The following is a 25,220-nucleotide window of genomic DNA, read 5'->3' as shown; positions in this document are numbered from 1 at the left end:
GCTCCACCAAATTCGATCACGCGAGGAGAAAAATGCCATGTCCCAGACCCTGACGATCACCGAATGCCTCGAGTGCGACGCGGCGGTGCCCTGGGAGAACGACGCCCGGGTCGGCGAAATCCTGGAGTGCCCGGAGTGCCGTACGGAATTGGAGGTCGAATCCGTCGAGCCGCCGCGCCTCATCCTCGCGCCCGAGGTCGAGGAGGACTGGGGCGAGTAAGCAGCCCCGGATCCGACACAGAGGCCAGAGGCCACAGGGACACAGGGGAAGGAGAAGAAGGCCATGAGTTCCGCGGCACCGCAGCTCGGCGTGCTCGCCTCGCGAGTCCGCTTCGAGGAGAAATGCATCCTGGCAGCCCTGGAGAAGCGTGGCGCCGCGTGCCAGCAGATCGACCCCCGCGCGCTGTCGGTCCGGGCGGGCTCGCCCTGGACCGGCCCGCGCACCGTGCTCAACCGGGAGGTCGGCCACTACCGGGCGCTGTACGCGGCGAGCGCCCTGGAGTCGACGGGCACGAAGGTGCTCAACACCACCGCCGCGACGGCGGTGTGCGGTGACAAGTGGCAGACGTCGGCGGCGCTGGTCGCCCGCGGTCTGCCAACTCCCGAGACCACCCTCGCGCTGACCCCGGAGGCGGCGCTCGAAGCCCTGGAGCAGCTCGGCTACCCGGCCGTGATCAAACCCCTGGTCGGCTCCTGGGGGCGTCTGGTGACCCGGGTGACCGACCCCGCGATGGCCACGGCCGTCCTGGAGCACCTGGCGGCGCTGCCCTCCCCGCAGTCGCACATCGTCTACGTACAGCGCGAGGTCACCAAGGCCGACCGGGACATCCGGGTCCTCGTGGTCGGCGGTCGAGCGGTCGGGGCGACGTACCGGCGCAGCGATCAGTGGCGTACGAACGTCGCCCGCGGCGCGGTCAGCGAGCGCTGTCCGCTCGACCCGGACCTCACCGCACTCGCGGTGGCCGCCGCGGACACCGTCGGCACGCACATCGCCGGCGTGGACCTGCTCCAGGACCCCGACGGTCGGCTCACCGTGCTCGAGGTCAACGACCGGGTGGAGTTCCGGGGCCTGCAACAGAGCCATGGGACGGACATCGACGCAGCGGACGCCATCGCCACCCTGCTGATCAAGGAGGCACAGGCATGATCCGGGCAGCCGTCGTGGGCGCGGCCGGCTACATCGGCGGGGAACTGCTCCGCCTGCTGGTCAACCACCCCCAGGTGGAGGTCGCCGGCGCCGTCTCGCGCACCCTGCGCGGGCGGCCGGTCGACAGCGTCCACCCCAACCTGCGCGGCCGCACCCGGCTGACGTTCTCGTCCTACGACCAACTCGGCCACCCCGACGTGCTGTTCCTGGCCACCCCGCACCGGGAGACCATGCAGCGTATGCCCGAGTACCTCGACTCGGCGCGGGTCGTCATCGATCTGTCAGGGGACTTCCGGCTGCGCGACACCGATGTCTACGAGGACTACTACGGCACCCCGCACGAGGCGCCCGCTCTGATCGACACGTTCACCCCGGGCATCCCCGAGTTCCACCGCGAGCGGCTGCGCAGCGCCGACCGGATCTCCGTGCCCGGCTGCATGGCCACCGCCGGACTGCTCTCCCTGGTCCCGCTGACCCGCGCCGGCCTGGTGCGGGGCGACATCACGGTGGACGCACGTACCGGGTCCAGCGGCTCCGGCGCCAAGGCCGGCTCGGAGAACCTGCACGCCGAACGCAGCGGCGCACTGCGGGTGTTCGCGCCCACCCGGCACCGGCACGAGGCCGAGATCGCGCAGGCGACCGGGCACACCATCCACATGACGGCCACCGGCGTCGAAGCGGTGCGCGGGGTCCAGCTGCTGTGCCGGGCGGCGCTTGCCGACGCGGTCGACGAGCGCGCCGTCCGCGCCGCCTACCGCTCCTGGTACGCCGACGAGCCGTTCGTGCGGATCGTCGCCGCCCGGCGCGGCATGCACCGTTTCCCCGACGCCAAGATCCTGTCCGGCTCCAACTTCTGCGACGTCGGCTTCGCGCTGGACCGCGGGGCCTCCACCGTCACCGTGATCGCGGCCTTGGACAACCTCGTCAAAGGCGGCGCGGGCAACGCCGTGCAGTGCATGAACGTGCGCTTCGGCGAACCGGAGCACCGCGGCCTGGAGTTCACCGGGCTGCATCCCAACTGACCGCGATCACACCGTCGTACGCCCACACCCCCTAACGCCTCCGGCGTCCACTCGCCACCGCACCCGCCGAAAGGACCAGGCATGAGCAGCCCGCCCCTGCTGCGCGGCACCCCGCCGCCGGCCGCACCGACCGCCGACCGCCCCGTCGGCCCGTCCGGGGCCGAGGCACCCCGCGGCGAAGCCGAACTGCCCGAGGTCATCACCCGGATCAGGGAGCACATCGTGACGCTGTGCGCGTCCGCCGAGGGCGGTCACCTGGGCGGCTCGATGTCCCTGGTGGAGATCCTGGCCGTGCTCTACTTCCGGGTGCTGCGCCACGACCCCCGCTTCCCGGGGCAGCCCGACCGCGACATCCTGCTGCTCAGCAAGGGGCACGCGGGCATCGGCCTGTTCGCGGCGCTGTGCGAGGCCGGCTATTTCCCGGCCGAGGAGCTGCAAGCCTACGCCAGGCCGGGCAGCCACTTCACGGCTCACCCGCACCCCGGGATCCCCGGTGTGGAGATGCCCTCCGGCTCCCTCGGCCACGGACTGGCCGTCGGCGTCGGGCACGCGCTGGGGCACAGGCTGGAGGGCTCCGAGCGCCGCTGCTTCGTCGTCATGGGCGACGGGGAGCTGCAGGAGGGCTCGGTGTGGGAGGCCGCCTCGGTCGCCTCCGCGCAGCGGCTCGGCCATCTCACCGCGATCGTGGACCGCAACGGCCTGCAGATCAGCGGCCCCACCGAGTCCGTCGGCGCGCTCGAACCGCTGTCCGACCGCTGGCGCGCCTTCGGCTGGCGGGTGCTGGAGGCCGACGGCCACGACACCGAGGCGCTGACCGACGCGCTGTCGTTGCCGCCGGACCCGGAGCGCCCCACCGTCCTGATCGCGCACACCGTCAAGGGCAAGGGCGTCCCCCAGATCGAGGGTCAGGCCCGCAGCCACTACGCCCGCCTCGGCCGCCGCCAGCAGCTCCAGCTCCTGAAGGCCCTGCGCGCGGACGCGGAGGCCCGCCGATGACCACCGCCACGGCTCCCACCGAGCGCCCAGCCGCCCCCGCCGAGCGTTCCGCTCGTGAGGTCTACCGCGACACCGTCGCCGAACTCCTCCCCCGTGATGAGCGGTTGGTGGTCCTGGACAGTGACACCGGGCTGTTCGGCGGGGTCGACTTCGGGGACGGCACGGACCGGTATCTGAATCTCGGGATCGCCGAGCACACCCTGATGGGTGCCGCGGCCGGGCTCGCCCGTGAAGGGCGGATCGCAGTGGTCAACACGATGGCCGCGTTCGCCGCGTCCCGGGCTCTGGAGGCGGTGAAGCTCGACATCGCGCTGGGCGAGCTGCCGGTGGTGATCGCGGCCACCCACTCCGGGGTGTCGGCCGGTCACCTCGGCCCCACGCACCACGCCCTGGAGGACCTGGCCTCGATGCGGGTGCTGCCCCACATGACCGTGGTGGTGCCCGGCGACCCCGCCCAGACCGCCGAACTTCTCTGCCAGGCGCTCGCGTGGGGAGGCCCGGTCTACCTCCGCCTCGGCCGGGGCGCCACCCCCGCCCTGCCGGGCGACGCCGAGCCGCCGCGCCTCGGCAAGGCCCAGATCCTGCGCCGGGGCGGCGACATCACGCTCGCCGCCTGCGGCCCCTACCCGGTCCTGGCGGCCCTGGAGGCGGCCGAACTCCTCGCCGCGGACGGCATCTCGGCGAACGTCCTGCACCTGCACACCGTCAAGCCGCTCGACACCCCGGCGCTGCTCGACGCGCTGGGCGACCAGCGGCATGTGATCACGGTGGAGGAGCACTGGGCGGCTGGCGGGTTCGGCTCCGCGGTCGCCGAGGAACTGGGCGCGCTGCCGGTCCGGGTCCACCGGGTCGCGATGCCGGACGCCTTTGTGCAGGTCGCCGGCAGCCAGCGCCGGCTTCTCGAACAGGGCGGTGTCAGCGCCCAGTCCATCGCCGCCCGCGCCCGCCGGGCGCTCGGCAACTCCGGGGGAGGCACCCGATGACCACGACAGCGCAGCGACCGTCGAACGCCTCAGCAGGGCTCGGCGACGCGTGGCGCGCGGCCGGCTTCTGGCGCGACGAGACGATCCTGCACGACCTGCGCCGCTGGGCCGCCGAGCGCCCCGACAAGCCCGCCCTGGTGTGCTACTCCGGCGCCGACGCGCAGACCGTGACGTACGCCGAACTCGCCCGCCGGGTCGACCGGCTCGCGGTCGGGCTGCTCCGGCTCGGCGTGCGGCGCGGCGACGTGGTGACGCTGCAACTGCCCAACTCCTGGGAACTGGTGGCGCTGTGCCTGGCCGCCGCACGGGTCGGCGCGGTCGCCGGTCCCGTCGTACCGACGATGCGCCGCCGCGAGGTGGAGTTCATGACCCGGCTCACCGCCAGCCCGGTCTATATCGCCGCCGCCGAGTTCCGGGGCTTCTCCTACGACGAGATGAGCGCCGAGGTCGCAAAGGCCGTGCCCACCCTGCGCCACCGGGTGCTGCTCGGCGGCGACGGCCGGGAGGGCGGCCGCCTCACCGACGGCGCACTGGACTTCACCCGCGACCTGTACGCACCCACGCCCGACCCGGACCTGCTCGCGTCCCTCGACCGCCTGGAGGCAGGGCCGGCCGACGCCGGGCAGATCATGTTCACCTCCGGCACGACCGGGGAGCCCAAGGGCGTCGTGCACAGCCACAACACCCTGTACGCGATGAACAAGGCGCAGGCCGACGTCCTCGGCCTCGCCGGCGACGAGATCACCGCGATGGGCTCGCCGACCACCCATCAGGCCGGTTTCACCTGGAACTTCGTGATGCCGATGCTGCTCGGCGCGACCGCGGTGCAGGTGGACCGGTGGGACGCGGACCGGATGCTGCGCATCCTCCAGGAGCAGCGGGTGACGTTCTTCATGGGGGCGCCCACCTTCCTGTCCGACCTGATCGACGCCCAGCGCCGCACCCCCCACGACCTGTCCGCGCTGCGCAGCTTCGCCACCGGCAGCGCGCCGATCGCGCCGCTGCTCGTGGAGGACGCCGACGCGCTGCTCGGCTGCCGGGTGTACGCGCTGTGGGGCATGACGGAGAACGGCTGCGTGACCGTCACCCGGCCCGAACAGCCGCCGCTGCGGGCCGCCGAGAGCGACGGCACCGCGGTCCCCGGCATGGAGATCCGCGTCAGCGCCAAGGACGGCACCCCCGTACGCCCCGGGGAGCACGGTCGTCTCCAGGTGCGCGGCGCCGCCCAGTGCCTGGGCTACTTCCGGCGGCAGGAGGTGTACGACGCCTCGGTGACCTCCGACGGCTGGTTCGACACCGGCGACCTGGCCCGGGACGACGGCAACGGTGGCATCCGCATCGTGGGCCGGGTCAAGGACATGATCATGCGCGGCGCCGAGAACATCCCGGTCGTCGAGGTCGAGGGCGCGCTGCTGCGGCACCCCGCGATCAAGGACGTCGCGGTGGTCGGCTACCCGGACGAGCGGCTCGGGGAGCGCGCGTGCGCCTTCCTGGTCACCAGCGGCCCGGTCCTCGGCCTGCCCGACCTCCAGGAGCACCTGGCCGGGCTGGGCATGGCCAAGACGTACTGGCCGGAGCGGGTGGAACTGCTGCCGGAGCTGCCTCGCACCCCCTCCGGAAAGATCCAGAAATTCGCCCTGCGCGACCTGCTGCGTACGCCGGGCCACTCCGTACCGTCCGGCCCCGTCGCCTGACGCCCGACGAGAGAAGGAAGCGCCCTCGATGGACTTCACGTTCACCCCAGCGCAGAACGAACTGGCCAAGCAGGTCGCCGAGTTCGCCGCCGAGAAGATCGCCCCGCACCGCCAGGAGCAGGACCGCGCCGGCACCTACCGCCCGGACCTGATCGCGGACATGGCCGCCGCGGACCTGTTCGCCCTGCGCATCCCGGAACAGTACGGCGGCCTCGGCCTCGACGCGGTCAGCGCGGGCATCGCGCTGGAGCGGCTGGCCGCGGCCGATCTCGCGGTCTGCTTCCCGGTGCTCAACGCGGCGCTCATCGGCGGCGTTCTCGCCGACAACGGCACCCCGGAGCAGCGGGCGGCCTGGCTGCCGCCGATCGCCCGCGGCGAAGCCGTGGTCGCCCTCGCGCTGACCGAGCCCGACCACGGCACCGACGCGGCGGGCATCCGGATGAGCGCCGAGCCGGACGGTGACGGCTGGGTGCTGACCGGCGAGAAGACCTCGATCATGATCGCCGCGCACGCCACCCACGCGCTGGTCTTCGCCCGCACGGGCGAGGACGGCCCGCGCGGCATCAGCGCCTTCTACATCCCACTGGACGCCGCGCAGATACGCCGGGAGCGGCTGCCCGATCTGGGCTGCAGGGCCGGCGGCAGGGGCCGTATCGTCCTCGACAGGGTGCGCGTCGGCCGCGGTGACCTGGTCGGCGAAGCGGGCGGCGGCTTCGCAGCCGTGATGCGCGGCTTCGGGGTCTCGCGGGCGTACATCGCGCTGATGGCGATCGCGGTGGGCGACGCCGCCCTGGACGAGGCGTACACCCACGCCACCCGGCGGACCGCCTTCGGGCAGCCCCTCGGCCGGTTCCAGGCGGTGGCGTTCCCGCTCGTGGAACACACCACCCTGCTGCACGCGGCGCGCTTGGTCGCCTACGAGGCGCTGTGCACGGCGGACCGGGGCGAGGATCCCCGCATCCCGTCGAACATGGCCAAGTGGTGGGCGCCCAAGGCCGCCGTGGAGGCCACCCACCAGGCGCTGCTGACCATGGGGCACCTGGGCTGGAGCGAGGACGGGCCGGTTGCCCAGCGGCTGCGGGACGTCATCGGCCTCCAGCTCGCCGACGGCACGGCGGCGGCCACCAAGCTGACGGTGGCGCGCCTGGTCCTGGGCCGGGAGTACGCGCCGTGACGGCCGTCCTGCCGCGCTCAGCCGTTCGCCGCGTCGGCCTTCAGGCCCTGCCGGTAGACCCGCATCTTGGAACGGGTGCCGCACACCGCCATGGAGCACCAGCGGCCGGAGCGGTTGCGGGCACGGTCGTAGAAGGCCCACTCGCAGCGGTGGTCATGGCAGGACTTCAGCCGCTGCCAGGTGCCTTCCTTGGCCGCCTCGACGACGATCCCGAGGATCTGCCCGAACAGCCCCTGGACGCCCGTGTGGGCGGGCCGCAGGCCGGGCAGGCCCACGTCGTCGAAGCCGAGGACCAGCGGGGAGTGCGCGGCGACGCGCTCGACGACGGCGCGGGCCGCCGGGTCGGGGGCAACGCCGTTGTTCTCCCGCAGCAACGCCCGCAGGGCCTCGCGGAGTTCGACCGCCTGCCTGCGGTCGGCCTCGGTGACACCGTCGGCGGCGCTGGGCGGACCGTACTCCTCAAGCCAGCGCGTGATCCCCCCGACGGTGGCGAACTCGTCTGGTCCGAACTCCACGTTGAGGCTGTTGACGAAGGACTGCACCAGGGCGAGCCGACCGGGAGCGACCTCGCGGTCCCCCGGTTGCCGCACCCGCGGTCGTCCTGTCGGCGCACTCGACGCCGTGGCCTGCGCCGGTATTCCGCTCATGCCGCAGACCTTACCGGTCACTCGCGTTGACCGGTATCCATCTCCACAGCTCCATCTCCACCTCCGTATCTCCCCCCCACGAAAGGAATCCCATGGCCGGGAACACCGGCGGGCGACCGCCGCTCCTTCTGCTGTGCACCGCACAGTTCATGCTCGCCCTCGACTTCGCCATCGTGAACGTCGCCCTTGGCGGCATGCAGCGCGACCTCGGCTTCACCGACAGCGGACTGCAGTGGGTCGTGGGCGCCTACGCGCTCTTCTACGGCGGGTTCCTGCTGCTCGGCGGCCGGGCCGGGGACGTCATCGGCCGCAAGCGGCTGTTCGTCACCGGGCTCACCGTCTTCACCCTCGCCTCGCTCGTCGGCGGCCTCGCCACCGCCCCGCTCGTCCTGGTCGCCGCCCGCGCGCTGCAGGGTCTGGCGGCAGCGGCGGTCTCCCCGGCCGTCCTCGCGCTGATCGCCGCCGGGTTCCCGGAGGGCAAGGAGCGTGTGAAGGCGATGGGTGTCTTCGGCGCGGTCTCCTCCGCCGGCTTCTCCGGCGGTGTCGCGGCCGGCGGTCTGCTCACCGAGTACATCAGCTGGCGTGCGGTGATGCTGGTCAACCTGCCGGTCGGCATCGTCCTGGTCGCGCTCGCCGCGCGGAAGCTCGTCGCCGACCACAACCATACCCGGGCCACGCGTCTCGACGTGCCCGGCGCGGTCCTCGTCACCTCCGCGATGTGCGCGTTCAGCTACGGCCTGACCGTCGCCTCGGACAAGGGCTGGGGCGCGACACCGGTCATCGTCTCCCTGACGGCCGGCGCCATGCTGCTGATCGCCTTCCTGGTGGTGCAGACCCGGGTCTCCTCGCCGCTCGTGCCGCTGTCGATCTTCCGCAACCGCAGCCTTTCCTCCGGCAACGCGATCGCGTTCCTGTCGGGCGGTGTGATGTCGGTGTCCACCTTCTTCATCACCCTGTACCTGCAGCAGGTGCTCCACTACTCCTCCGTCAAGACCGGACTCGCCTTCTTCCCGCAGGCGTTCGTCGTGTTCCTCGCCAGCGTCCCGGTGATCCGCCTGACCGAGAAGCTGGGCGCGCGCAACACGCTGACCCTCGGCGGTGTGTTCCTCGCCGCGGGCGGGGCGCTGCTCGCGCAGGTCGGGGCGGACAGCTCGTACCTGCTGGTGGTGCTGCCCGGCGGTGTCCTGCTCGGCCTGGGTGTGACGGTCATGATGATCACCACGGCCGTCGCCGCGACCAGCGGGGTCAGCGGGCCGCAGATGGGTCTCGCCTCCGGCCTGTACAACTCCAGCCGCCAGCTGGGCGTGGGCCTGTGCCTCGCCCTCGGCGTGGCGCTCGCCGGCATCGCGCACGGCGCGGTTCGGGCCATCCCGATCGACGGCTTCCGCGCGGCGTTCTGGTTCACCGCCGCGCTCTCCGTCGGCATCGTCGCGGTCTCGGCCCTTGGCCTGCGCGGCACGGCGGTCGCCACGGCAGCCCGCCCGCAGACCGACGCGGCCCCGGGCAAGGAGGCCCTGGGCACCCCGGCCGAGGCGCCGGTGGCGGCCCAGTAGTCCACCGGCGGTTCGCCGCCGTCCCCCGCGCGCGGCCGGCCCTCGCTCCCCCGGAGGGCCGGCCGCCGCGCCCATCCGGTACACGCATACGGAGAGGATCGGGAACGAGCCATGACTCACATACTCGTCGCGGGCGGCGGCATCGGCGGACTGGCGGTCGCGCTGGGCCAGGCCCGCAGCGGACATCGGGTGACGGTCCTGGAGAGCCGCCCCGAGTTCAGCGAGATCGGCGCCGGAATCCAGCTGGCACCCAACGCCTTCCACGCGCTGGACGCCCTCGGTGTCCGCGACGCCGTGGCCGACCGCGCCGACTTCATCGACGAACTCCGCTTCATGGACGGTACGACCGGACACCGGGTCGCCGCGATGCCGCTGACCGGCGGCTACCGCACTCGCTTCGGCAACCCCTACGCCGTCGTACACCGCGCCGACCTGCACCGTGCCCTGCTCGACGGCTGCCGGGAGTCGGGTGTGGAGCTGATCGCCGGTCAGCGCGTGACCCGCTACGAGCACTCCGACGGCCACGTGACCGCGACGACCGCCACCGGCGACCGCTTCCGCGGCCAGGTGCTCATAGGCGCCGACGGCCTGCGCTCCGCCGTCCGCGAGCAGCTCGTCGGCGACGGCGCGCCGCGCGTCTCCGGCCACACCATCTACCGCTCCGTCATCCCGATGTCCGAGGTCCCCGAGCGGCTGCGGACCCGGGCCGTGACCCTGTGGGCGGGCCCGAAGTGGCACTTCGTGCACTACCCCATCGGCGCCGGCGCCTACCTCAACCTCGCCGCCACCCGCGACGACGGCGCCGTCCACGAGATCACCGGAACCCCCGCCCCCCGCGAGCGGGTCCTCGCCGAGTTCGACGAACTGTCCGACGCCGCACGCCAGGTGCTGCAGCTCGGCCGGGACTGGCGGATCTGGGTGCTGTGCGACCGCGACCCGGTCGAGACCTGGGTGGACGGCCGGGTGGCACTGGCCGGCGACGCCGCCCACCCGATGCTCCAGTACGCCGCCCAGGGTGCCTGCATGGCCCTGGAGGACGCGGTGGTGCTCGCCGCGCTGCTGCGCTGCGACCCGGCCGACGTCTGCCAGCGCCTGGAGAAGTACAACGGCGTACGGTGCGAGCGCACCGCCCGCACCACGCTCACCGCCCGCTGGATGGGCAGCGAGCTGTACCACGCGACCGGTGCCCGGGCCGCCGAGCGCGACGCGCTGCTCGCCTCGCACTCCACCGAGGACCTGTACGACGTGGTGTCCTGGCTGCACGGCGCCACCGACTTCACCACCGTTTGACGCACACGGAAGGCAGATGCCCGTATGGCCGCCCAGCACGACGACGCCGAAATGCTGCACTTTCCCGCCGAGGAGGACCTGGAGCACTGGCTCGAAGAACATCACGCGCTGTCGAGCGGGGTGTGGCTGAAAATTGCAAAAAAGGGCTCCGGAATCCCCTCGGTCAATTCCACCCAGGCCCTCGACGTGGCCCTGTGCTACGGCTGGATCCCCGGCCAGCGCAAATCGCTGGACGAGCGTTTCTTCCTGCAGAAACTCACCCCGCGCCGGTCGCGCAGCGTGTGGTCGATGGTCAACATCCGCAAGGTCGAGGCGCTGATCGAAGCCGGGCGGATGCGCGAGCCGGGCCTGGCGGAGATCCGGGCCGCGCAGGCCGACGGCCGCTGGGCCGCCGCCTACGAATCACAGGCCCTCGCCGAAGTGCCGGAGGACCTGGCGGCGCTGCTGAGCGAACGGCCGGGCGCCGCCGAGCGGTTCGAGCGGCTCGACCGCACCAAGCGCTACGGCCTGATGCTGCCGCTCCTCAAGGCGGTCGGCGAGCAGCACCGGGCCGCCCAGCTGAAGAAGATCATGCAGAAGCTGGAGTCCGCCGAGAGCTGAAGCCTCCACAAGCGATCCCCAGGTAGCCGTCGCCCGGCTCCACACAGCGGGCGGCGGCTTCTCGCTTCCATAAAGGATCCGTCACCGCACACCCCCGGCTTCCGGCATTCCGGACACTATTCTTCCCGGCATGACTCTTCACGTACGCCATTGGGGCACGGGTGACCACGTCGCCGTACTCGTCCACGGAATGCTGAGCAATGGGGAATGCTGGTGGGAAATCGGCCCGGCGCTGGCCGAGCGCGGCTATCGGGTGGTGGCCGTGGATCTCCCCGGCCACGGCCTCTCCCCCGCCGACCCCGACGCCGACCTGGACAGCTTCGTCACCGCTTTCCTGAAGTCCGTACCGGCCGCTCCGGCGCTCGCCGTCGGCCACTCGATGGGGGCCTTCGTGCTCGCCTCCGCCCTGGACCGACTGGCCCCCGAGCGGGTGGTGTACGTCGACACGCCCTTCGGCCCCAGCCGGGCCGACTTCGACTCCCCGAAGCTCACCGCGGCGTACACCAAGGCGAAGGAGCGCCGTACGCTCGACGCCCTCGACCGGCAGGAGCCCGGCTGGCAGCAGCGGGATCGGGTCGTCGAGGCGCGGGCGGCCGAGCAGTTCGACGTAGCCACCTCGGTGAGCCTGCTCGGCTCGGTGGCCGGGATCGACTTCGCCGCGCCGGAGCAGGTCCCCTCGCTGATGATCCACCCCGAGCCCAGCCGCTTCGTCCCGCCGGCCGCGGTCGAGCAGCTGACGGCGCGGGGCGTACAGGTGCGGTCGGTCGAGGGGGCCGGGCACATCACCTGGTACGGCCACCACACGGAGTTCATGACGGCGCTCGACGACTGGCTTGCGGAGCCGCTGCCGAAGGCCGCCTGAAGCGCCCTTTGTACGCCCAGAGCCCCACCGGTCCAACCGGCGGGGCTCTCTGATGTGCTGTCCGGTCAGGCGGCGGCTGCCGGGACCCGGTCCGCGACCAGGGCCGCCATCCTCGCCACGGTCGGCTCGTCGAAGAGGTCGACGATCTCGATGTCCACCACGAACCGCTTGCGCACCAGGTCGGTCAGCCGGGCGGCGCGCAGCGAATCCCCGCCCAGTTCGAAGAAGTTGTCCTGTACGCCCACGCCGTCGAGCTCCAGCACCTCGGTCCACAGCCCGAGCAACGCCTCCTCCAGCTTCCCGGCCGGGGCCTGGTACGGGGTGTCGAGCTCGGGGCGCGAGCGCGGCGGCTCGGGCAGGGCGGCCCGGTCGATCTTGCCGTTGACGCTGAGGGGCAGCCCGCCGATGACGTACACGGCCGGGACCATGAACGACGGCAGCCGCTGGGACAGCCCGCGACGGATGTCGCGCACCGACGGTACGGTCCCCTGGCCGGGCTCGACGTAGGCCGTCAGCTGGACGTCGCCCTGCCCGTCCTGACGGGCGAGTACGGCGGCCTGGTCGACCCCCGGCAGGGTGGTGAGGACGACCTCGATCTCGCCGAGGTGAACCCGGTTGCCGCGCACCTTGACCTGGTTGTCGGTGCGGCCGACGATCTCGATACTGCCGTCCGGCCAGTACCGGGCCAGGTCTCCGGTGCGGTACATCACGGGGTGGCGGGCGGGGTCGATCGGGTTGCGGATCCACTTCTCGGCGGTGGCCTCCGGGCGGCCCAGGTAGCCGGCCGAGAGGCTGACGCCGGCGATGCACAGCTCGCCGACGAGGCCCGGCGGCAGCGGGCGCATCTCCTCGTCGAGGACGTACGTGGTGACGTTGGTGGTGGGGCGGCCGATCGGCGGCAGCCGGCGGGCCCTGCCCCGAGCACCCAGCCGCTCGCCGAGTTCAGTGATGTCGCAGCTGGCGACGACGGTGGCCTCCGCCGAGCCGTAGAGGTTGATCAGCCGGAACGGCAGGCCGGCCGGGGGCCAGGACTGGACGCGCTCGCCGCACACGCGGATGTTCTCGAGCGGAGTGTCCTCAGGCCACTCCAGGCGCCACAGCCGCTCGGCCATCGGCTTCATCAGCAGGGTGGTGGTGATGCCCTCGCGCAGGAACCACTCCTGGAGGCGGTGCTCGGAGGAGACCACCGACACGTCGGGAATGTGCACGGTCCCGCCGCGGGCGAGGACGGGGAAGCACTCGACCTCGATCATCCCGTAGCCGGGGGCGGCGAGCCAGGTGCCCTGGGAGGCGGCGGTCACGCCGCACAGTTCGGCCATGCTGTGGATCAGGTTGCGGGCGGCGCCGAAGCGGACCATGACGGCCTTGGGGGCGCCGGTGGAGCCGGAGGTGTAGCAGATGTGGATCAGGTCGTCCGCGTCGACCGGCTCGCTCACCTCGGTGTCCGGCTCGGTGCGCCAGTCGTCGCTGTCCAGGGCGATCACCGGGGCGAGGCCGCTGACCTTGTCCGCATGGACGGCGAGGGTCAGTACGACAGCCGCGCAGGCGTCCTTGATCATGTAGCGGACGCGGTCGGCGGGGAAGTCGCTGTCGAGCAGGATCGCCGCGCAGGCCAGCTTGAAGCAGGCCAGCTGCGCGATCAGGCTCTCCGCGCTGCGCGGGAAGCAGACGCCGACCCGGTCGCCGGGACGCACGCCCCGCGCGGCGAGCCGATGCGCCAACTGGTTTGCCCGGCCGTCGAGTTCGCGGTACGTGAGCCGGGTGCCGGGAAGGATCACCGCGAGCGCGTCGGGGGAGCGGCGCGCGTGCTCGGCGACCAGCTCGTGGAAGTACTCCGGGCCCACCGGCCCCTCGGTGTCGTTCCACTCCACCAGGGTGCGATGCAGCTCCTCGTCGGTCAGCAGCGCGATGTCCCGGACAGTGCCGTCCGCGTCGGCCGCCAGGGCGGCGAGGATCCGCTCCAGGTGGCGGGCGTACTGGTCGGCGGCCTCGGCGTCGAACTCGTCACCGTCCAGGACGAGTTCCAGGCCCTCGCCGGTCGCGGAGAGGGTCAGCGCGGCGAGCGCCGCCGACGCGGGCCCGGTGGTGTCGACGGCGGCGTGCGCCGGCCGTCCGGTGCCGCCCTCTTCGGCGACGGGGGCCTCGGGTACGGCGCGCAGGAGATCCCCGGCAGTGGTCGGTCCGTCGACGCGGAGCGCGACCGTCTCGGTGGCGCCCGGCTGCCGGCGGCGGCCTATCAGCAGGTCGGTCTCTCCGGTGTACTTGTGCACGAGCGCCGCCAGGGCGGCCGTCGCGTACACCTCGGACCGCTCGGCGACGACCGCGGGGGCTTCGACGGCACGCCGGTGCAGCGCACCGCTCCGCGCGCCGTCCAGGACGCGCGCCAGGGGCAGGGACGAACTCGTGGTGACAGCCACGGCATTGGTTCCTCTCAGGTGCTGTTCGGATGGATTGCAGGGAGGTGTGTTCAGGCGGCGGAGGCCCGGCGGGTGTCGATCGCCGCGGCCAGGTCGTCGACCATGTGGACCGTGGTCGACCAGCCCACGCACGCGTCGGTGACGCTCTGGCCGTACACGAGGCTGTCGGTGCGGCCGAGTTGGAGGTCCTGACGGCCCGCGGTGAGGAAGCTCTCGATCATGACGCCGGCGATCCCCTGCTCACCCGCGGCGATCCGGCGGGCGATGTCGGCGACGACGAGCGGCTGCCGCTCGTGGTCCTTGTTGCTGTTGCCGTGGCTGGCGTCGACGATCAGCCGCTGCGGCAGGCCGGCGGCGGCCAGTTCCTCCAGCGCGGCGGCGACCTGCGCGGGACCGTAGTTGGGGCCGTCGGCACCACCGCGCAGCACCACATGGCCGTCGGGGTTGCCCTGGGTCGCGACGACGGCCGCCCGGCCCTCACCGTCGATGCCCGGGTAGACATGGGCGCGGGAGGCGGCGACGACGGCGTCCACCGCGTCCCGGACCCCGCCGTCGGTCGTGTTCTTGAACCCGACCGGCATACCGAGGCCGCTGCAGAACTGGCGATGCACCTGGCTCTGCACCGTGCGCGCCCCGATGGCCCCCCAGGCGACCGCGTCGGCCAGGTAGGGCGGGACCAGCGGGTCCAGGAACTCGCAGGCCACGGGCAGTCCCATGCCGGCGATCTGGGCCATCAGGCCGCGGGCGAGCCCGAGCCCGCCGGGCAGGTCGTGCGAACCGTCCAGGCCGGGGTCGCTGAGCAGCCCCTTCCAGCCGACCCGGGTACGCGGCTTCTCCACGTACACCCGCATGACGACGATCAGCTGATCCCGGCTCTCCGCGGCGAGCGCGGACAGCCGCTCGGCGTATCCGAGGGCGGCGTCCGGGTCGTGCACGGAACACGGGCCGGTGATGACGACCATGCGGTCGTCGTGGCCCGCGAGCACCCGGCCGATGTCGCGGCGGGCCAGCGCGGTGGTCTTCTTCGCGAGGGCGGACAGGGGAATCTGCGCACGCAACGCGACCGGGCTGGGCAGCACCTGCGGGGGCGCCGGGACGACGGGGGCGTTCGGGGCGATGCTCGCGGTACGAAAGGGAGTCATGGACGTGATCCGTTTCCTTGGGCGAAGGGTGCGGACGGGGCGGCGAAGGCCGTGTGGGGCGGCGGCGCCGGTCTGGTGCTGCGGGGGGCGGGTCGCTCAGACGCCGTCGGCCGTGAGGACCGCGGCGGAGAAGGTGAAGCCCATGCCGGTGCCGATCACGAGGATGCGGTCGCCGGGGGTCAGCAGGTCGTTCCTGAGCAGGTGATCGAGGCCGTACATCTGGTCGCAGGGGCCGAGGTGGCCGATGGTCAGGCCGAGTTCGTGCACGGTGTTGCGCGGGGTGATGCCGAGCGGCCGTATGAAGCTCTCGTTGTACAGGGTCCGGCCGATGAACGGGGTCAGGAACCAGTCGATCTCGTCGGCCGTGATGCCGGCCTCGTCCAGGGCGCGTCCGACCACCTGCCGGGTGCAGTCGCCGACGCGGGTGTGCACGTCCCTGAGCGTGACCTCGCCGGACGCCAGGAACTCACGCGTCCTGCGCCGCATGTCGGGCTGCCCCTCGGGCACCGTACGGAACGGCTCGGCGCCCCGGGACAGTCCCTCCAGGACGGTGTCGGTCCGGCTCACCAGTGAGCGCAGCCGCAGCCGCCCGGTGTCCCGGGTGACGACCCCGGCGGCGGCGCCGTCGCCGAAGATCATGCCGGGGGAGGTGTAGAAGCGGTCGGTGGGGGGCGCGAACCGGTCGGCCAGGGTGATCAGCACCGACGGCACGTCCGGGCGGGCGATCAGTGTGGAGGCGGCGACGTCGAGCGCGGCCAGGGAGCCGTTGGACCAGGCGTTGACCGTCGTCGGAGTGGAGTCGACGTGCTCGCCCAGCAGCTCCCGGGCGATCCAGCAGGCGGCGGGCCACAGGTCGATGCCCTGGAAGTGGCCGTGGCTGTGCAGCAGCAGGGTGTCGGTGTCGACACGCACTCCCTTCTCCGCCGCTTCCTTGACGGCCTGCCGGCCCGCGGTCACTGCCATCTCGGGCGGCGCCTGTGCGGCCCGCGCGTAGCTGACCATGCCGGTGCTCTCGGCGGCCTCGGCCGAGTACCGGCCGCCGGCGACCGCCGCGGCCACCGGCTCGAACGCGCCGAGGGTTCCTCCGGTGCCGGCGATCCAGATGTTGTCGAAGCGCATCGGACGGTTCCTTCCAGGGTGGGCGGCGGGACAAAGGGTGCTGGGACGGCGGGACAAGGGATGCCGGGACGGCGGGACAAGAGGTGCCGGGGCGGCGGGGCAAGAGGTTCGAGCGGTACGAAGGCCCGGCACGCATCGCCGGGCCCCGCTACCACCAAAGACGTTATGCCGGTATCGAGGCCGGGACAACGGCCCCTCGATAAGGGCCCGTTACCTCACCGAGCAGCTCCGCGATCAGCTCCCCGAGCAGTTCGGGACCGCGCCGCGTCAGCACCGACGCGGGGTGGAACTGGACGGAGGCGAAACCGGGCCCGCGCAGCGCGTGCACCTCGCCGTCCTCCTCGCGGAACACCCGCACCAGACCGTCCCGTTCGGGGCACTCGACGAGGTCCTGGGCGCTGTGCGCGGCGAAGGTGTTGTAGAAGCCCACGGGCTCACGGCGCCCGAAGCAGTCGATCGTGCGCTGCACCCCCTGGCTGGGCACGCTGCGGCGCACCAGCGGAAGCCCGAGCAGCGTGCTGAGCACCTGGTGCCCGAGGCAGACGGAGAAGAACGGGATGCCGTCCCGCAGCAGCCGCGAGGTCACCCCGCCCAGCCGGGCGATCTTCGGGTCGGCCGTCTCCCGGGGGTCACCCGGACCCGGCCCGACGATCACCAAGTCATAGTCATCGAGTGGGAGTTCGTCGTCGTGGTGGCGTACGTCGACGTGCGGCCCGTGCGCCTGGAGCAGATGGCGAGCCATGTGCGTGAAGGTGTCCTCGGCGTCGATCACCAGGATCCGGCGCCCGGACAGCACTGCCGACGGCCGGGCCCGCTCGCGCGGGTCCTCGAACCAGAAGCCGGCCAGCGGCTGGTTGCGCTCGGCCAGCGCCGCCCGCACCGCGGGATGCGCGGCCAGCGGCTCCGGCCGTCCGGCGGCGGACCCCGGCCGCGCGCCGACCGGTGCCCGCAGCGCCTCGATCAGCCCGGCCGCCTTGGCCCGGGTCTCCGCGGCCTCCGCCACCGGGTCGGAGTCGCGGACCAGGGTGGCGCCCACCGGGATCCGAACCCGCCCCGACGCGTCGATCTCCGCCGTACGTATGAGGATGGCCGAGTCCATCCGCCGGGCCCCCGAGCCGTCCCGGCCGATCAGGGCCGCGACCCCCGCGTAGTGCCCGCGCCCCTCCGGCTCGTGACGGCTGATGACCTCGCAGGCGCTCTCGAGCGGGCCGCCGGTGACGGTCGGCGCGAGCAGCGTCTCGCGCAGGATCTCCCGTACGTCCAGGGAGCTGTGGCCCTCGATGAGGTACTCGGTGTGGGCGAGCCGGTCCATCTCCTTCAGGAACGGCCCGGTGACCCGTCCGCCCAGGTCGCAGACCCGGCCCATCATCTTCAGTTCCTCGTCGAGGACCATGTACAGCTCGCCCGCCTCCTTGGGGTCGGCGAGGAAGGCCAGCACCTCCTCCGGCACGGGCCCGCCCGGCGGATAGCGGTACGTGCCGCTGATCGGGTTCATGACGACCCGGCCGGCGTCCAGGCTGACATGGCGCTCCGGCGAGGCGCCGACGAAGGTGCGCTCCCCGGTGTGCACGACGAACGACCAGTGGCTGCCCGGGGCGCGGCCGGCCAGCCGGCGGAAGAACGACAGCGCGGTCCGCGCCGACCAGCCCTCGATCCGCGCCGTGAAGGACCGCCGGAGCACGAAGTTGGCCCCCGCGCCCCGCCCGATCTCCTCGGCGAGCACCCGGCGCACCCGGGCGGCGTACTCCTCGTCGTCGGCGTCGAAGCGGCCCTCGTCCATGGCGATCGGCACGTCCGGCAGCTGTTCGAGGACGTCCCCCAGCGGCAGCACCGCCTGGTCGTCCACAGCCAGGGCGATCAGCGGCGCCCCGTCGTCGGCACAGGCGAAGCCGCGCTCGCGGATCTGCCGGTACGGCAACAGCGCGAGCACCTCGTGCCGCTCTCCGGCCGGCTCGTCCGCACGGGGGTCCGGGAGGGGGATGTCCGAGATCAGCTCGTGTACGGCGACCCGCCCGGTCAGTACGTCGATCCGGTCGGGCCCCGTCGCGCCGGGCCGGTGCAGCAGCGCGAACGGGGGCGGGTCGGCGCCGAGGACGCGCTCGAGGACCGGGTGCGCGGTCATGACCGTCCCCCCGCCATCGCGGCCCCCGCCGTCTCGGCCATCGTGCCCATCGCGTCCAGCACTGCCCGCGTCGGCAAGGTGACCGAGCAGCGGCCCGCGACGTACTCCAGCGTCTCCCGATGTCGCCGGGCGGAGAAGTCGGCGATCGCGTCGCTCACCACGAAGGTCTGGATGTCCTGCGAGAAGCCCTCGTGCGCGGTCATGAGGATGCCGACATGGGCGTACACCCCGCAGATCACCAGCTGGTCGCGGCCGGTGCGGCGCAGCATGCCCAGCAGATCGGTACGGCAGAAGGCGCTCGGCCGCCACTTGGTGAACACCTCGTCACCGGGGCCCGGGGCGATCCGCTCCGGGATGGCGCGGTGCTCCTCGTCCGCGCTCATCCCGGCGCCCCAGAAGTCCTTGAGCAGCCCGCGCTGCTCGTCGTTCATGCCGCCCGGCTGGGCGGTGTACACCACGGGCGCGCCGGCCGCCTCGAACGCCCCGCGCAGGGCCTCGGTGTGGTCGAGCAGATCGGTCAGCGGCTGCCGGCCGGTGTCCGGACCGCCGTACCCGAAGGGGCTGAGGAAGTAGTTCTGCAGATCGTGGACGAGCAGCACCGCACGGGCGGGATCGACCGTCCACGAGGCGGTGTTGCGCGGGAGTTCGTCCTCCGTCGGCATCGGATAGGGCTCGATGAGAGGAATCGCCATGGTGGCTCCAGGGTCTGAGCGGGTCGGGGGAAGCAGGGGTGCGTTCCCGCGTCGTTCGGTGCGTGCGATCGGTGCGCCGGACGAGCCCTGGTAGCGGAGCTACTCGGGCCTTTGGCCGGTGCAGCGAGCGTGCGTGCCGGGCGGCGTGGGGGCGTGCCCCTGCTTCCCCCGACCCGCTTGGTGCGGGGACCGGCCGGACCGGCCCGGTGTGGTCAGGCTCCGAGCGCGGCGCCGCCGTCCACCACGAGGGATTGCAAGGTGATCTGCGCGGCCCGCTCGGAGAGGAGGAAGAGCACCGCGTGCGCGATGTCCTCGGGCTGGGCGAGCCGGCCCAGCGGGATGCCCACCCGGTAGGTGTCCGGTGAGCCCTCGACGGACGGCCGGGCGAAGTCACCGTCGGCGTACATCGAGGTGAGCATCGGGGTCTCGGTGGAGCCGGGCGCGACGACGTTGCAGCGGATGCCGTACCGCGCGACTTCCAGGCCGAGGGTCCGGGTGAAGCTGGTCGCCGCCGCCTTCGACGCCGCGTAGGCCGCCATGTTCCAGCGCGGTACGCCCGCCGAGTTGGAGGCGACGGTCACCACCGCGCCCGAGCGGCGCGGCGCCATCCGTCCGACGACCGCCCGGCTGACGTGGAAGACGCCGGTGGCGTTGACCGCGAAGGTGAACTCCCAGTCCTCGTCGCTGTATCCGGCGACCTCCCCGGTGCGCAGCACCCCTGCCGCGTTCACCAGGTGGTCCAGTGGCCCGAGTTCGGCCTCGGTGCGCTCCACCGCGGCATCCACCTCTGCGCTGGAGCGCACGTCGGCGCCCAGCGCCAGCACCCTCGCCCCGTCGGCCTCCAGCTCCTTCACCAGCGGCTCCAGGGCGGCCCCGTCGGCGTCGAGCAGGGCGACCCGGGCACCGGCGGCGGCAAGCTCACGGGCCACGGAGGCACCGATGCCGCCGGCGGCGCCGGTGACGAGGGCCGTACTGCCGTACAGGGCGGCCTGCACCTTGAACTCGCTCATCCCGCCTGCCTCCATCCCGTGTGATGTGCGGCCGCCGCCCGGCGGCGCCGTTCGAGCGTCTCGGTCCGGCGGCGCAGCACGGCCGCGACCGTGTCGGCGTCCACGCCCAGGCAGCGCACCGTGAAGGAGGACAGAGCCTCCAGGTACTCCGCCTCCAGGGCGTCCTCGTCGAGCTCCGTGGAGCGGCCGTCCTCGATCAGGACCCGCCCGGCGACGACGACAGTCTCCACGTCCATGGAGCCGCCGAGCGACAGGAACCCCTCCAGCGGGCGCGGATTGAGCAGATAGCGCCAGTCGCCGGCGGGCACGAGCAGCAGGTCCGCCTGCTTGCCCGGCTCCAGGCTGCCGATCCGCTCGCCCTGGTCCAGGCCCCGGGCGGGCAGCCGGGTGGCCATCGCGAGGGCGTCGGTGGGCAGCACCTCGGTCGGGTCGGCGTACATCTCGTTGTAGAGCTGCCACACCGCCCGCATCGCCTCCGGCATCCCGCCGAGCGGTACGGCGGCCCCGTCGGTCGACACCGACACGTCCAGCCCGGCCCGCCGGAACTCCGGGATCACCCGGGTCTCGGAGACGGTGGACTCGCCGGCCTGCCCGTACTTCGCGGGCGAGTGGCTGATGTGCGCGCCCGCGTCGATGAGCAGCGCCCGCTCCCCCGGGTCGGCGAAGCCGCAGTGCACCGCCATGAACCGGTTCGACAGCAGCCCGGCGTCGGCGAACCGCCGTACCGGAGTGGCACCGTAGTAGGCCAGCATCACGTCGGCCTCGTTGCGCAGCGCGCCCACGTGGGTGGCGAACGGGACGTCGTAGCGGGCGATCAGGTCGGCGAACCCGGCGGCGAGTTCGTCGCTCATGTTGGTGCCGTAGACGGCGGTGGGCCAGGCCCGTACGAGACCGTCGGGGTCGGCAGCGCACTCGTCGAGCAGTTCCTCGATGCGCTGGAGCTCGAGGTCGGTGTCGCGGGTGCGCCGGAAGCGGCTGTCGCCGGGGGCGCAGACCGCGTCGGCGGCCCAGGTGCTCACCGTGACCCGCATCCCCAGATCCCGGGCGGCCCGGGCCAGCGCCTGCGGCTGGTTGAGGGAGCCGACGTCACCCAACGTGGTGACACCAGAGCGCAGCTGTGTCCACATCGAGTAGCGGGCGATGGCGAGGGCCTCGTCGGGGGTGAGCCGGTCGACATGGCCGTGGAAGGTGTCGAAGACGACGGATATCTGCGGCACGTCGCCGCCCAGCGCCATGAACACCGGTTTGTCGTCGCGGTCCGAGACGGAACGCAGCGCGCCCTTGAAGGGGAAGCGCATCGCGAACATCTCGTGCCAGTGGGCGTTGACGAAGCCGGGCAGGATCATCCGGTCGTGGGCGTCGATGACGCGCAGCCCGCCGGCTCGGTGCTCCGGCCGGATCGCCGCCTCGACCTCGGCGCTCGGACCGGCGGCGACGATCAAGCCGTCCGCCGCGAGCACCGCGCCGTCGGGCACGACCCGGTCGGTGGCGTCCGCGGGATAGAGCACCCCGCCACGGATCAGCAGGGCGCCCATCACGCCGCTCCCGTCTCACGCACGGCCCACGCCTCGCCGAGGTGCCGGTGCCACGCGTCGAGGGTCGGGGCGCCGGTGAGCGCGGCGAAGTCGACGGGGATGCCCTGCCTACGCCACCGGGTGACCAGCAGCATGGCCTCCAGCGACCCGAGCCCGAGGTGCACCAGATGGGCGTCACCGTCGATCTCTTCGGGCGGGACACCGATGGCCTGGCCGACGTCACGACGCAGCTCGTCGAGGGAGAGGGGGGTGGTGCGGCGGGGGGCGCGGGGCCGTACGGAGGAAGTGTGGGAGGAAGGGGCAGTAGGGGCAGGAGAGGGGGTGGGTACGGTCATGGTGTTCACCTCGTGGGTGTCGATGCGGGCGGCGATGGCGGCGCCGAGGCGGGCCTGTCGCCTCGTCGGTGTCGAAGGGGCGTCACCTCGTCGGTGCCGGAACTGGGGCGGGCGCGACGGCCGCGGCAGCCGGGGTGGGACGGGCCTGCCCCCAGTCGCGGGAGTACCCCGGGTCGGCGGCGGCCGCCGACAGTGCCTTCTTGTCGATCTTCCCGAGCGGTGTGAGCGGCAGGTCCGCCACGTACTCGGCGCGGTCCGGCAGCTTGAAGTCGGCCAGCCCTCGCTCCTGCAGCGCGGCCTTGAGCGCGCTGAGCGGCGGCGCCTCCTCCTCGGCCCGGCTGACGAGGAACGCGTAGATCCGCTCCCCGAGGAACTCGTCGGGCACCGGTACGACGGCCGCCGCGGCGATACCCGGAACGGTGACGAGGTGTGCCTCCACCTCCCCGGCGGCGATCTTGTCCCCGCCCCGGATGACGACGTCCTTGATCCGCCCCTCGACCACGAGCCGCCCCTCGGGGGTGATGCTGGCGAGGTCGCCGGTGCGGTAGAACCCGTCTTCCGTGAAGGCCCGCGCGTTGTGCTCGGGAGCCCGGTAGTAGCCGCGTAGGGTGTACGGCCCGCGGGTCAGCAGCTCCCCGGCCTCACCGACCGGAACCGGTGCACCGGTCGACGGGTCGACGATCATGACCTCGTCCGCCTCCGACACCGGCCGCCCCTGCGCGTGCAGCACGGCGTGCGGATCGTCGTCCGGCCGGGTCATGGTGAGCAGCCCCTCGGCCATGCCGAACACCTGCTGCAGCCGGCACCCGAGTTCCGGCGCGATCCGCGCGGCCAGCTCCGGTTCGAGCCGGGCCCCGCCGATCTGCAGGACCTCGAGGCTGGACAAGTCCGCGTCGGACCACTGCCGCTCCTCCAACCAGAGCCGGGCCACGGTCGGCACCACCGAGGTCAGGGTGACGCGCTCGGCCTCGATCAGCCGGAAGCAGTCGTCGGCGGTGGGATCGGGCGCGAGCACGACGGTCCCACCGGACGACAGTGTGCCGACGACTCCGGGACAGCCCCAGGCGAAGTTGAACTCCACCGGCAGCGCGGCGAGGTAGACCGACCCGGGCCCGAGTCCCGACTGCGCGGCCACCGTGCGGGTCTGGTACGCGTAGTCGTCGTGGGTCCGCGGAATGAGCTTCGGCAGCGCGGTCGTACCACCCGACAGCAGGAAGAAGGCCACGTCGGACGGGTCGTTGGCGGGCAGCGGCAGTGGTTCGGCGTCGACCTTCTCCAGGGGGACGACAAGGCCGTCGCCGTCCTCGGCGCCCGTGCCGCCGGTACCGTCCATGACGAACACTCGGCCCAGCGCGGGGAGTTCGGCTGCGATCCGGCGTCCGAGGGCGGTGTGGTCGAAGCCGCGGAAGAGACCGGGCACCACATACCCGGACGCCCCCGACAGCTGGCACAGGTGCCGCACCTCCTGGGCGCGGTGCGAGGTGAGCGAGAACACCGGCTTGGCGCCGGCCCGGAACAGGGCGAAGGCCGTCTCCACGAACTGTGCGACGTTGGGCAGCTGGAGCACGATCCGGTCGCCCGGTCGCACTCCCTCACGGACGAACCCGGCGGCCCTGCGGTCGACCCGGTCGGCCAGTTCGTCGTAGCTGATGCGCTCCGGGCCGGCGACGAGGGCCGTGGCGGCGCCGTACGCGTCGGCCCATGCGCGGGGCAGCGAGCCGAGGTCGATGCCGCGCCACAGCCCGGCGCGGCGGTAGCGCTCGGCGGTCTCGGCGGGCCAGGGCGTGCAGCCGTCGAGCATCATCGGTCGTCCTCCTTGACCATGTCGTTCGTGCGGTCGATCGTTTGGTCGTCCGCGTACTCACCGGTGATCTCCACGACCGCGCAGGCGACCTCCATGCCGGGCCCGGCCGCGAGGAGCAGCACGTGGTCGCCCGGCGTGACCTCGCCCCGGGTCCACAGGTGCTCCAGGGCGATGAAGGGGTCGGCGGCGCCGACGTGGCCGATGTCCCGGCTGAACCCCCAGGTGCCAAGGGCGGGTTCGATGTCCAGGGGGGCGAGGTAGATGCTGTGCAGCGCTCCCTTGGCGTACCCGGTGTGGCAGACGCGGGCCACCTTCTCCAGGCTGGTGCCGGCCTCGTCGAGGACACGGCCGACGGTGTCGGCGACCACCTCGCCGAAGTGCACGCTCGGCGCCACCGTCCCCTGTTCCCACTGCCGGCGCAGATGGGCGTTGCGCTCCTCGAAGTTGAGCGAGCGGCCGACGGTGATGCCGGGCGGAAAGAGCTGCTCCCCGGCACGGTGCAGCTCCTCCAGCGCGGGCGCGGATGCCGAGCCGATGGACACCAGCCGGGCGAACCCGCCGCGCCGGGAGACGACGGCGGCGGCACCGCCGTCCGCGAGGAGGAACAGCTTGGAGGAGTTCCAGCGGTCCACGACGGGGGCGGAGAAGTTGTCGCCGGAGGTGACGAGCACGGCATCCCGGGAGGGATCGGCGGCCAGCCGGTAGGCCGCCAACTCCAGTGCGGCGAGCATGCCGAGACAGCCGGGCCCGATCTGGGCGGCGCCGATCGGACGGTCGAGGGTGTGCCGCAACACGTAGTGCGGCGCGGACCAGCCGTCGGGGCCCTGGTGGTAGGTGGCGCAGTGCAGCAGCGCCCCGAAGTCGTCCGGGGTGAGCCCGGTGGTGGCGCTGCGGCGCAGGGCTGCGCGCGCGGCGCGAACGGCCATGTCGGGGGCGGGCAGCTCACCGGCGACCCGGACGGCCCGCATGCCGGAGGTGTCCCGGTCGGCGGCGTCGTACCAGCCCTGGGCCACAGCCTTCTCGGTGCTGACGGCGTCCGGAAGCCAGCTGCCGACACCCGCCAGCCATATGTCCAT

The 25,220-nt window shown here is 72.8% G+C and carries 22 protein-coding genes; 11 read left to right on the top strand and 11 right to left on the bottom strand.

Annotated features, from left to right (window positions below; all coding sequences use genetic code 11):
- The first annotated feature begins 37 nt into the window (after nucleotides 1-37).
- The 7 genes from ACWDNY_RS20515 (at nucleotide 38) to ACWDNY_RS20485 (ending at nucleotide 7,016) form a co-directional block, all read left to right on the top strand.
- Nucleotides 38-220, top strand: coding sequence for a lysine biosynthesis protein LysW (locus tag ACWDNY_RS20515; protein WP_229703398.1), 183 nt, complete (start codon nucleotides 38-40; stop codon nucleotides 218-220).
- A 63-nt stretch (nucleotides 221-283) separates the two neighbouring features.
- Nucleotides 284-1,147, top strand: a complete 864-nt coding sequence (locus ACWDNY_RS20510) for a RimK family alpha-L-glutamate ligase (RefSeq protein WP_451647204.1) — start codon at nucleotides 284-286, stop codon at nucleotides 1,145-1,147.
- Complete coding sequence (gene argC, locus ACWDNY_RS20505; protein WP_451647203.1) at nucleotides 1,144-2,169, top strand: N-acetyl-gamma-glutamyl-phosphate reductase; 1,026 nt, start codon at nucleotides 1,144-1,146, stop codon at nucleotides 2,167-2,169. Before ACWDNY_RS20510 ends, argC begins: the two co-directional genes overlap by 4 nt.
- Before the next feature lie 81 nt (nucleotides 2,170-2,250).
- Nucleotides 2,251-3,165 carry a transketolase gene (locus tag ACWDNY_RS20500; protein WP_451647202.1) on the top strand — a complete coding sequence of 305 codons (915 nt, stop codon included), beginning with the start codon at nucleotides 2,251-2,253 and terminating at the stop codon, nucleotides 3,163-3,165.
- A complete protein-coding gene (locus ACWDNY_RS20495) occupies nucleotides 3,162-4,148 on the top strand; it encodes a transketolase family protein (RefSeq protein ID WP_451647201.1) in 987 nt (328 codons plus the stop codon). The genes ACWDNY_RS20500 and ACWDNY_RS20495 overlap by 4 nt, the downstream gene beginning before the upstream one ends.
- Nucleotides 4,145-5,842 carry an AMP-binding protein gene (locus ACWDNY_RS20490; RefSeq protein ID WP_451647200.1) on the top strand — a complete coding sequence of 566 codons (1,698 nt, stop codon included), beginning with the start codon at nucleotides 4,145-4,147 and terminating at the stop codon, nucleotides 5,840-5,842. Before ACWDNY_RS20495 ends, ACWDNY_RS20490 begins: the two co-directional genes overlap by 4 nt.
- 28 nt (nucleotides 5,843-5,870) lie before the next feature.
- On the top strand, nucleotides 5,871-7,016 hold the full coding sequence (locus ACWDNY_RS20485; RefSeq protein ID WP_451647198.1) for an acyl-CoA dehydrogenase family protein: 1,146 nt from the start codon (nucleotides 5,871-5,873) through the stop codon (nucleotides 7,014-7,016).
- 17 nt (nucleotides 7,017-7,033) lie between these two features.
- On the opposite strand, the gene ACWDNY_RS20480 is transcribed toward ACWDNY_RS20485, so the two are convergent.
- Entirely contained in the window at nucleotides 7,034-7,663 is a 630-nt protein-coding gene (locus ACWDNY_RS20480) for a CGNR zinc finger domain-containing protein (RefSeq protein WP_451647197.1), read from the bottom strand.
- A 92-nt stretch (nucleotides 7,664-7,755) separates the two neighbouring features.
- Between ACWDNY_RS20480 and ACWDNY_RS20475 the strand changes: the two genes are divergently transcribed.
- The 4 genes from ACWDNY_RS20475 to ACWDNY_RS20460 all read left to right on the top strand — a co-directional run bounded on the left by ACWDNY_RS20475 (nucleotide 7,756) and on the right by ACWDNY_RS20460 (nucleotide 11,968).
- Nucleotides 7,756-9,216: an MFS transporter gene (locus tag ACWDNY_RS20475; protein WP_451647196.1), complete on the top strand. Its 1,461-nt coding sequence runs from the start codon at nucleotides 7,756-7,758 to the stop codon at nucleotides 9,214-9,216.
- Between the two features lie 111 nt (nucleotides 9,217-9,327).
- On the top strand, nucleotides 9,328-10,506 hold the full coding sequence (locus ACWDNY_RS20470) for a 3-hydroxybenzoate 6-monooxygenase (RefSeq protein WP_451647195.1): 1,179 nt from the start codon (nucleotides 9,328-9,330) through the stop codon (nucleotides 10,504-10,506).
- 24 nt (nucleotides 10,507-10,530) lie between these two features.
- Nucleotides 10,531-11,106, top strand: a complete 576-nt coding sequence (locus ACWDNY_RS20465) for a YdeI/OmpD-associated family protein (protein WP_451647194.1) — start codon at nucleotides 10,531-10,533, stop codon at nucleotides 11,104-11,106.
- 130 nt (nucleotides 11,107-11,236) lie between these two features.
- On the top strand, nucleotides 11,237-11,968 hold the full coding sequence (locus ACWDNY_RS20460) for an alpha/beta fold hydrolase (protein WP_451647193.1): 732 nt from the start codon (nucleotides 11,237-11,239) through the stop codon (nucleotides 11,966-11,968).
- Nucleotides 11,969-12,033: 65 nt separating this feature from the next.
- On the opposite strand, the gene ACWDNY_RS20455 is transcribed toward ACWDNY_RS20460, so the two are convergent.
- From ACWDNY_RS20455 to ACWDNY_RS20410, 10 genes are all read right to left on the bottom strand, one after another.
- Complete coding sequence (locus tag ACWDNY_RS20455) at nucleotides 12,034-14,385, bottom strand: non-ribosomal peptide synthetase (protein ID WP_451647192.1); 2,352 nt, start codon at nucleotides 14,383-14,385, stop codon at nucleotides 12,034-12,036.
- Nucleotides 14,386-14,435: 50 nt separating this feature from the next.
- Nucleotides 14,436-15,527: a 3-deoxy-7-phosphoheptulonate synthase gene (locus ACWDNY_RS20450; RefSeq protein WP_451647191.1), complete on the bottom strand. Its 1,092-nt coding sequence runs from the start codon at nucleotides 15,525-15,527 to the stop codon at nucleotides 14,436-14,438.
- Nucleotides 15,528-15,623: 96 nt separating this feature from the next.
- Complete coding sequence (locus ACWDNY_RS20445) at nucleotides 15,624-16,646, bottom strand: ketoacyl-ACP synthase III family protein (protein ID WP_451647190.1); 1,023 nt, start codon at nucleotides 16,644-16,646, stop codon at nucleotides 15,624-15,626.
- A gap of 163 nt (nucleotides 16,647-16,809) precedes the next feature.
- On the bottom strand, nucleotides 16,810-18,768 hold the full coding sequence (locus tag ACWDNY_RS20440; protein WP_451647189.1) for an anthranilate synthase family protein: 1,959 nt from the start codon (nucleotides 18,766-18,768) through the stop codon (nucleotides 16,810-16,812).
- Complete coding sequence (locus tag ACWDNY_RS20435) at nucleotides 18,765-19,460, bottom strand: isochorismatase family protein (protein WP_451647188.1); 696 nt, start codon at nucleotides 19,458-19,460, stop codon at nucleotides 18,765-18,767. The genes ACWDNY_RS20440 and ACWDNY_RS20435 overlap by 4 nt, the downstream gene beginning before the upstream one ends.
- Before the next feature lie 212 nt (nucleotides 19,461-19,672).
- Nucleotides 19,673-20,470 carry a 2,3-dihydro-2,3-dihydroxybenzoate dehydrogenase gene (locus ACWDNY_RS20430; RefSeq protein WP_451647187.1) on the bottom strand — a complete coding sequence of 266 codons (798 nt, stop codon included), beginning with the start codon at nucleotides 20,468-20,470 and terminating at the stop codon, nucleotides 19,673-19,675.
- Nucleotides 20,467-22,005, bottom strand: a complete 1,539-nt coding sequence (locus ACWDNY_RS20425) for an amidohydrolase family protein (protein WP_451647186.1) — start codon at nucleotides 22,003-22,005, stop codon at nucleotides 20,467-20,469. The genes ACWDNY_RS20430 and ACWDNY_RS20425 overlap by 4 nt, the downstream gene beginning before the upstream one ends.
- Complete coding sequence (locus ACWDNY_RS20420; RefSeq protein WP_451647185.1) at nucleotides 22,005-22,340, bottom strand: phosphopantetheine-binding protein; 336 nt, start codon at nucleotides 22,338-22,340, stop codon at nucleotides 22,005-22,007. Before ACWDNY_RS20420 ends, ACWDNY_RS20425 begins: the two co-directional genes overlap by 1 nt.
- Before the next feature lie 82 nt (nucleotides 22,341-22,422).
- Nucleotides 22,423-24,144 (bottom strand): (2,3-dihydroxybenzoyl)adenylate synthase, encoded by a 1,722-nt coding sequence (locus ACWDNY_RS20415; RefSeq protein WP_451647184.1) that lies wholly within the window; start codon nucleotides 24,142-24,144, stop codon nucleotides 22,423-22,425.
- Nucleotides 24,141-25,220: a ketoacyl-ACP synthase III family protein gene (locus ACWDNY_RS20410; protein ID WP_451647183.1), complete on the bottom strand. Its 1,080-nt coding sequence runs from the start codon at nucleotides 25,218-25,220 to the stop codon at nucleotides 24,141-24,143. Before ACWDNY_RS20410 ends, ACWDNY_RS20415 begins: the two co-directional genes overlap by 4 nt.

Source organism: Streptomyces sp. NPDC003697 (assembly GCF_053587115.1).
This window is presented reverse-complemented; position numbering and strand designations above follow the sequence as displayed.